Source organism: Citrobacter sp. Cpo045, from assembly GCF_030332875.1.
Taxonomy (GTDB): Bacteria; Pseudomonadota; Gammaproteobacteria; order Enterobacterales; family Enterobacteriaceae; genus Citrobacter; species Citrobacter portucalensis.
Map to the genome: position 1 here is coordinate 1 of NZ_JAOWGZ010000099.1, position 6,804 is coordinate 6,804.

Genomic DNA, 6,804 nt, shown 5'->3' on the forward strand with positions numbered 1-6,804 from the left:
TCCCGTCGCCAATCTCAGTTGAAATAGTACTCGCTGTCAGTGTTCCGACGCAGGGAATGCTCAGCAAGCGCTGTCCAACCTCATCTTCGTCCAACTTTCGTTTCAACTGGGATTCCAAATCTTTAATCTGCTCAACAAGATAGTGATAATGCTGTTGTAATTTCAGCAATAACTGGCTGAGGTAAAGAGGCAAACTATTATCCTCAAGAATGGTACTCAGTCGGCTAATAACGGCAGCTCCTCGGGGAACGCTAATGCCAAATTCCAGCAGAAAAGCATGCATTTGATTGGTTGTTTTTTCCTTATCCTGAACCAGGGATTCACGGACACGATGCAGAGCCCGCATTGCCTGCTGAGATTCCGTTCTGGGCTGCACAAAACGCATAGACGGACGCGATGCAGCTTCACAAATAGCTTCGGCGTCGACAAAGTCGTTTTTATTGCTTTTAACGAACGGGCGGACAAATTGTGGTGATATCAGCTTTGGGGAATGCCCCAACTCTTCCAACTTGCGTGCCATAAAGTGAGAACCGCCACAGGCTTCCATTGCGATGGTTGTAGCGGGGCATGTCGCCAAAAATTCGATCAACTTTGGCCGGGTAAATTTTTTACGGTAAACAGCCTTCCCGCGACGATCCTGGCAATGAATATGGAAAGAGTTTTTACCCAGATCGATACCAATGAGCGCAATGTTTTCCATGATAGTTCTCCGAATGAAAGCCTGTCCTCAGCATAGTACCGGGAAGGAGGGAGTGACCATCTCATTAAATAAAGCACGCTAAGCCGTAAGTAAGCGTGCTCCTGTGAAAGCCACAGCTAAAACTGCGTAGTACACATAGAGGTATTTTTTTCTAGATTTATATCGAATTTCGTTATCGAATTTCGCTTATTATTGATCAACTCGTTGCAGATCATGAAGGCGAAAGTATGACGAATAACCCTACCGATGACAGCAGACCATGGTCGGTCTTTCTTATTTTTCTGCGGCTTGGATTGACATCTTTTGGCGGCCCCATTGCGCACTTGGGCTACTTCCGCGCCGAATTTGTCACACGGCGGCGCTGGCTCTCCGAACGGAGCTATGCTGACTTGGTCGCGCTTTGTCAGTTCTTGCCAGGGCCTGCAAGCAGCCAGGTCGGCATAGCGGTAGGACTGTCTCGGGCTGGATACAGCGGGGCGCTGGCTGCTTGGGCTGGCTTCACGCTGCCGTCTGCCATAGCCTTGATCCTTTTTGCGCTCGGCATCTCCAGCTATGGCGATTACGTCTCGCAGGGCGCGTTGCATGGCTTAAAAGTGGTGGCTGTGGCCGTGGTCGCTCAAGCAGTATGGGGCATGGCGCGTAACCTATGCACGGATGGGCTGCGAGTCACCATCATGGCAATTGCTACCTGCGTCGTTTTACTTGTGCCGTCCGCGTGGGGACAGGTTGGCGTGATTGCTATCGCAGGCATCGCAGGCCGGTTATTGTTCAAGCCAGCGAAAGTTGTTGAGCATGACCCCCTACCTATCACGGTCAGTCACCGGGCCGGCGTGCTTTGGCTCTCGCTGTTCTTTGTCTTGCTGATTGGCCTGCCGGTGTTGGCCGAACTGATGCCAAGTCAAACCATGGCAATGGTGGATTCCTTCTATCGTGTCGGATCACTGGTGTTCGGCGGTGGTCACGTTGTGCTGCCATTACTGCAAGCCGAAGTGGTGCCCTCCGGCTGGGTCAACAATGAATCCTTTCTCGCGGGGTACGGGGCAGCTCAAGCGGTGCCCGGCCCTTTGTTCACGTTCGCCGCGTTTCTTGGTGCCTCGATGAACACCGCCCCGTCGGGCTGGATCGGCGGCATTGTGTGTCTGCTGGCTATCTTCGCGCCCTCGTTCTTGCTGGTCGTCGGATCAATGCCATTTTGGGAGCGTTTGCGCCGCAATACAGGCATCCAAGCTGCGCTGGCCGGGATCAATGCCGCTGTAGTCGGCTTGCTGCTGGCCGCGCTGTATCAGCCTGTATGGACTAGCGCCATCTTTCAGCCGCAAGACTTCGGCTTGGCATTAGTTGCCCTTGTCGCACTTATGTTCTGGAAGCTCCCGCCGTGGCTGGTTGTCCTCGGTAGCGGTGCAGCTGGGTGGCTGTTGAGCGTCGCTCTGTGAGGCACAAAAAATGACTGACAAAGACCTCTACGGCGGTTTGATCCGCCTGCACATCCTTCACCATGCAGCCGAGGAACCTGTCTTTGGGCTGGGGATCATCGAAGAGCTACGCCGACACGGCTACGAGATGAGCGCTGGCACCGTGTACCCGATGCTGCACGGCCTGGAAAAAAAAGGCTATCTGACCTCACGCCACGAACGCACCGGGCGACGTGAACGGCGTGTTTATGACATCACTGAACAAGGCAGAACTGCACTTGCTGATGCGAAAACAAAGGTCAAGGAGCTGTTCGGAGAGTTGGTAGAAGGTGGTTGAGTTTTTGCTTCTATGTCAGGTTGAGCTATACCCTAACTGGATTGTCATTTTCAGAAGACGACTGCACCAGTTGATTGGGCGTAATGGCTGTTGTGCAGCCAGCTCCTGACAGTTCAATATCAGAAGTGATCTGCACCAATCTCGACTATGCTCAATACTCGTGTGGGCTCTGTTGCAAAAATCGTGAAGCTTGAGCATGCTTGGCGGAGATTGGACGGACGGAACGATGACGGATTTCAAGTGGCGCCATTTCCAGGGTGATGTGATCCTGTGGGCGGTGCGCTGGTATTGTCGCTATCCGATCAGCTATCGCGACCTTGAGGAAATGCTGGCGGAACGCGGCATTTCGGTCGACCATACGACGATCTATCGCTGGGTCCAGTGCTACGCCCCGGAGATGGAGAAGCGGCTGCGCTGGTTCTGGCGGCGTGGCTTTGATCCGAGCTGGCGCCTGGATGAAACCTACGTCAAGGTGCGGGGCAAGTGGACCTACCTGTACCGGGCAGTCGACAAGCGGGGCGACACGATCGATTTCTACCTGTCGCCGACCCGCAGCGCCAAGGCAGCGAAGCGGTTCCTGGGCAAGGCCCTGCGAGGCCTGAAGCACTGGGAAAAGCCTGCCACGCTCAATACCGACAAAGCGCCGAGCTATGGTGCAGCGATCACCGAATTGAAGCGCGAAGGAAAGCTGGACCGGGAGACGGCCCACCGGCAGGTGAAGTATCTCAATAACGTGATCGAGGCCGATCACGGAAAGCTCAAGATACTGATCAAGCCGGTGCGCGGTTTCAAATCGATCCCCACGGCCTATGCCACGATCAAGGGATTCGAAGTCATGCGAGCCCTGCGCAAAGGACAGGCTCGCCCCTGGTGCCTGCAGCCCGGCATCAGGGGCGAGGTGCGCCTTGTGGAGAGAGCTTTTGGCATTGGGCCCTCGGCGCTGACGGAGGCCATGGGCATGCTCAACCACCATTTCGCAGCAGCCGCCTGATCGGCGCAGAGCGACAGCCTACCTCTGACTGCCGCCAATCTTTGCAACAGAGCCCGCCGTGCTAGTCTGCTCGGTGATGGTGGAGTGAAGCCAACCCGCAATCGGGTTATGAATCTGCATCGCGATTCGCAATCAGCTGTCTCTTGAGCATGTCGAACTCCTGCGATGTTATCTCGCCGTGCTCGTGCTGCTACACCAACTTGTCCAACTCATCCGCCACACCGCTCCCCACCACCTGCGATGGCCAGGTTGTTTGCTGGGCGCATTGGCGGAGTATCGTCTCGACCCGGGACACCCACACCGGCACAACCTTACGGGAGTGATTCACTGTCAAAGAATCGGCCCGGTGCTCTGACGCAAGTATCGGGATGGTCACCATTTGTAAGCCGTAGACCTGAGTGGTGATCAAGACTTCGATACCACCGACCGTACCGGTACTAATCGACGACGGTCGTGTTCGTCGCCTGCCGCAGGGACTCTGCACACCTCCGTTTACGCATGTGCCTGGAGGAGTTGGAAATCGTCGTGTTCGGGAAACATTAAACACAGGATGGCAGCGATCTGAGCCAGCACATGATCAGCTAGCTCACCATCCGGATCGACGGCCCACTGCATCGTCGCGCCAGCGATGACCGAGTGCAGGAGCAACTCAGCTGCCGCAGGAGCACCTGGGGGCAGTCGCTTGCGGATCCCCTCCACCACCGCGCGGTTCCGCTGGATCGCAAGCGTGCGTAGCTCCGGCACCTGGAGCTCGTACCAGGAGATGAGATAGTTCACCGAGAAGTCGTTGCGAGTGTTCATGCTCCGAACGAGCACCTGCAAAAATTCCCAGAGCCCTTGCGGCCCTGCGCCTATCGGTATCGCATTCAGGTAATGCCGCACCTGCTCGACGCCGCGCTCCATCATCCTCACCAGCAGCGTATCGCGGTTGGTGAAGCGCTGGATTAACGCTGCGCGGGAGAGCCCCACCTCCTTTGCTACTCCGCTGAGCGTGAACTCTATGGGACCGCAACGCTTCAGCACTACGGTGGCGGCCTCGAGTACCTCGTCATCGGACTTGAGCTTGGGGCGGGGCATCAGTGTTCACCTTCTGTATGGGTTGGGGCGGAGGCTGTGGCTGCCGCCGCCATTGTAGCAAATTGAAGACGGAGCGAGAGTAGAGCCACGAGCCCCGCAAACACGGCCGATACAACGAGGCCAGGGAGCGGACCAGCAAGGTCGACAAACGCGCCGGCCGCAAGCATAACCATGGGCGAGGCTGACAGCATCACCGCCGAGACCGTGCCGAGTACCCGGCCGAGAAGTTCTGGCGGCGTGCGGTTGTAGATGGCAGCGTTGAGAATGGGAGAGACTGAGCCGGTCAGCAGTCCCACGAGCGCGCCCAACAACATCAGCACCGGCACGCCTGGCAACTGTGAAAGCAGAAGCGAGCCCACCGCAGAGCCACAAAATGCCACCGCCAGCCAGTTCTGCGCTGATATCCGGGCGCCGACCGACGCATGAATGGCAATGCCAAGGAGACCACCAGCCCCCATCATTGAGGAGAACAGCCCGAGCTCTGCTACTTGGCGTCCTGCATCTACAAACAGCGCAGGCATGATGACGCTGCCGTTGGCGCCAACGATGCCCACGAAGATCATCACTATACCAAAGAGAGGGCGCAGCAGGGGTTCGCTCCAGAGAAAAGCGACGCCGGCGCGCATGGAGAGAGTCGCCGTCGTGGTCATCGTCCGAGCGGCACGCGCGGGAAGCACCCACGCGCCGAGCAGACCTGCAAGGACGGAGCAGAACGCCGTCAGCCCGAGCGTTGGCGCAGCGCCAAGCAGGCCGATTGCGGCCCCCCCAAGGGCCGGGCCACCTAGAATCGCGACGTTCCCGATCACCGCTTTCAGTGACGAGACGCGCTCAACGGAGAGCCCGGCGACGTGGCCGAGTTTGGGCAGCTCACTGTCCTGCGCGGCCATACCGGGTGCGTCGAACGCGGCACCGAGCACCACGCAAGCGATCAGCCCAGTGTTCGAGAGGGCGCCAACGGCATCGAGCAGTGGGATGCTCGCCATGGCCACGCCGCCCACCACACCCGAGATCAATGCGACGGGCGCGCGCCCGAACCGATCGACGAGGCCACCACCAACCCACGCGCCGATGATGGTCGCGATGACGCTGCTAGCGGCCGTGGCGCCCGCCCAGGCCGCGCTCTTTGTATGAGACAGGACGAACCATGGAAGCGCGAGGGCCGCCACCGCGTTGCCGATCCGGAAGAGAAAGGTCGCCGCGAACAGCGTCGCGAGCGGGCTATATCGACGTTCGCTCATTCCGCTGCGGCGAGCTGCGCCTTCGCCGCAGCGAGGTACTCTTCGTTACCCGAGTCGAGGGCGAAGAGTGCGTAGGTGACCGCCCCGAACGCAAGGCGCTCCGCGATGTGGTGGGCGAGCCGCGGCCACACCCGGCCACCGGCCGCTTCATACGTGAGGAGGAGCTTCGCGAGCCCCTCTTCACCAAAGACCATAAGGTGCGCGGCCATGTCGATGGCAGGGTCATCAACGCGGGCCTCGCTCCAGTCGATCATCCCGCTGACGCGCTCCGTGTTGTCGATGAGCACATGGCCCACGTAGAGATCGCCATGCACCACCACGGAGAAATCTGGCCACGACGAATCGTCGTCGAGCCAGCGCTGCCACCGGTGGAGGCGCTTGTCGTTCACCACGAACTCGCGTCGGACGCGGTCAACGTCGTCGGCCACCTTCTGACGGGCCTGCGTCGGTGTACGGATGAGCATCCCCGCATCCACGGCGGCGGAAATGGGGACGGCATGCAGGGCGGCGAGCGCGGTCGCGAAGCTCTCCGCGAAGACCTCCGAGTCCTGCGGCACGACCCAGTCGGGCGTGGACGAACCAGGCTGGATGACCATCGCAGTCGAGTCTTCGAGCATGGGATAGGCAACGAGCTCGGCGTTGGCCACGCGCCAGTCCGGCACCGCGAACGGCAGGCGATTCTTGAGCATTGCCAGCACCCGCGCCTCTGGTTCGACCTTCGCGCTTACCTCGGCTCGGCGCGGGATGCGCAGCACCCACCGACGTCCATCGTCGACGGTGGCGATCACGATCCTATAGTCGAGCCCAAGCTCATTGACAGTCAGCGGGCCATGGAGCTTGAGCCCATGTCGGGCTGCAAGTGCGTACAGTTGGGAGGTATCGGCGGTCGTGACTACGGTCATGATTCACTCCTGAGGGCTTGACGGGTTTAGCCACCTAAATGTAACAGTCACGTCGGTTATATTCAATCCGGCACTGTTGCAAAGTTAGCGATGAGGCAGCCTTTTGTCTTATTCAAAGGCCTTACATTTCAAAAACTCTGCTTACCA

Annotated in this window: 7 protein-coding genes; 3 read left to right on the top strand and 4 right to left on the bottom strand. The window is 58.6% G+C overall.

Going from position 1 to position 6,804, the window contains the following annotated elements; genetic code table 11:
• A partial coding sequence (locus OGY13_RS15440) for an IS110-like element IS4321 family transposase (RefSeq protein WP_286637622.1) occupies window positions 1–700 on the bottom strand: 700 nt, incomplete at its 3' end.
• Window positions 701–927: 227 nt separating this feature from the next.
• Between OGY13_RS15440 and chrA the strand changes: the two genes are divergently transcribed.
• From chrA to OGY13_RS15460, 3 genes are all read left to right on the top strand, one after another.
• On the top strand, window positions 928–2,133 hold the full coding sequence (gene chrA / locus OGY13_RS15445) for a chromate efflux transporter (RefSeq protein ID WP_000184001.1): 1,206 nt from the start codon (window positions 928–930) through the stop codon (window positions 2,131–2,133).
• Window positions 2,134–2,143: 10 nt separating this feature from the next.
• The gene (locus OGY13_RS15450) at window positions 2,144–2,449 is read left to right on the top strand and encodes a PadR family transcriptional regulator (protein ID WP_000130000.1); all 306 of its coding nucleotides are present in this window, start codon (window positions 2,144–2,146) and stop codon (window positions 2,447–2,449) included.
• Between the two features lie 226 nt (window positions 2,450–2,675).
• A complete protein-coding gene (locus OGY13_RS15460; RefSeq protein WP_001389365.1) occupies window positions 2,676–3,440 on the top strand; it encodes an IS6-like element IS6100 family transposase in 765 nt (254 codons plus the stop codon).
• Window positions 3,441–3,932: 492 nt separating this feature from the next.
• Here the strand turns inward: OGY13_RS15460 and mphR(A) are convergent, their stop codons facing one another.
• From mphR(A) to OGY13_RS15475, 3 genes are read right to left on the bottom strand one after another with little or no spacing between them, the layout of a single operon-like run.
• Window positions 3,933–4,517 carry a macrolide-binding transcriptional repressor MphR(A) gene (gene mphR(A) / locus OGY13_RS15465; protein WP_001137892.1) on the bottom strand — a complete coding sequence of 195 codons (585 nt, stop codon included), beginning with the start codon at window positions 4,515–4,517 and terminating at the stop codon, window positions 3,933–3,935.
• Complete coding sequence (gene mrx(A), locus OGY13_RS15470) at window positions 4,517–5,755, bottom strand: phosphorylated macrolide efflux MFS transporter Mrx(A) (RefSeq protein WP_000004159.1); 1,239 nt, start codon at window positions 5,753–5,755, stop codon at window positions 4,517–4,519. The genes mphR(A) and mrx(A) overlap by 1 nt, the downstream gene beginning before the upstream one ends.
• Entirely contained in the window at window positions 5,752–6,657 is a 906-nt protein-coding gene (locus OGY13_RS15475; protein WP_000219391.1) for an Mph(A) family macrolide 2'-phosphotransferase, read from the bottom strand. The genes mrx(A) and OGY13_RS15475 overlap by 4 nt, the downstream gene beginning before the upstream one ends.
• Window positions 6,658–6,804 lie beyond the last annotated feature (147 nt).

What these genes read in the sequence shown, in the direction of transcription:
- chrA (WP_000184001.1), top strand. Translation starts at nt 928, where the DNA reads ATGACGAATAACCCTACCGATGACAGCAGACCATGGTCGGTCTTTCTT.
- OGY13_RS15450 (WP_000130000.1), top strand. Translation starts at nt 2,144, where the DNA reads ATGACTGACAAAGACCTCTACGGCGGTTTGATCCGCCTGCACATCCTT.
- OGY13_RS15460 (WP_001389365.1), top strand. Translation starts at nt 2,676, where the DNA reads ATGACGGATTTCAAGTGGCGCCATTTCCAGGGTGATGTGATCCTGTGG.
- OGY13_RS15475 (WP_000219391.1), bottom strand. Translation starts at nt 6,657, where the DNA reads ATGACCGTAGTCACGACCGCCGATACCTCCCAACTGTACGCACTTGCA.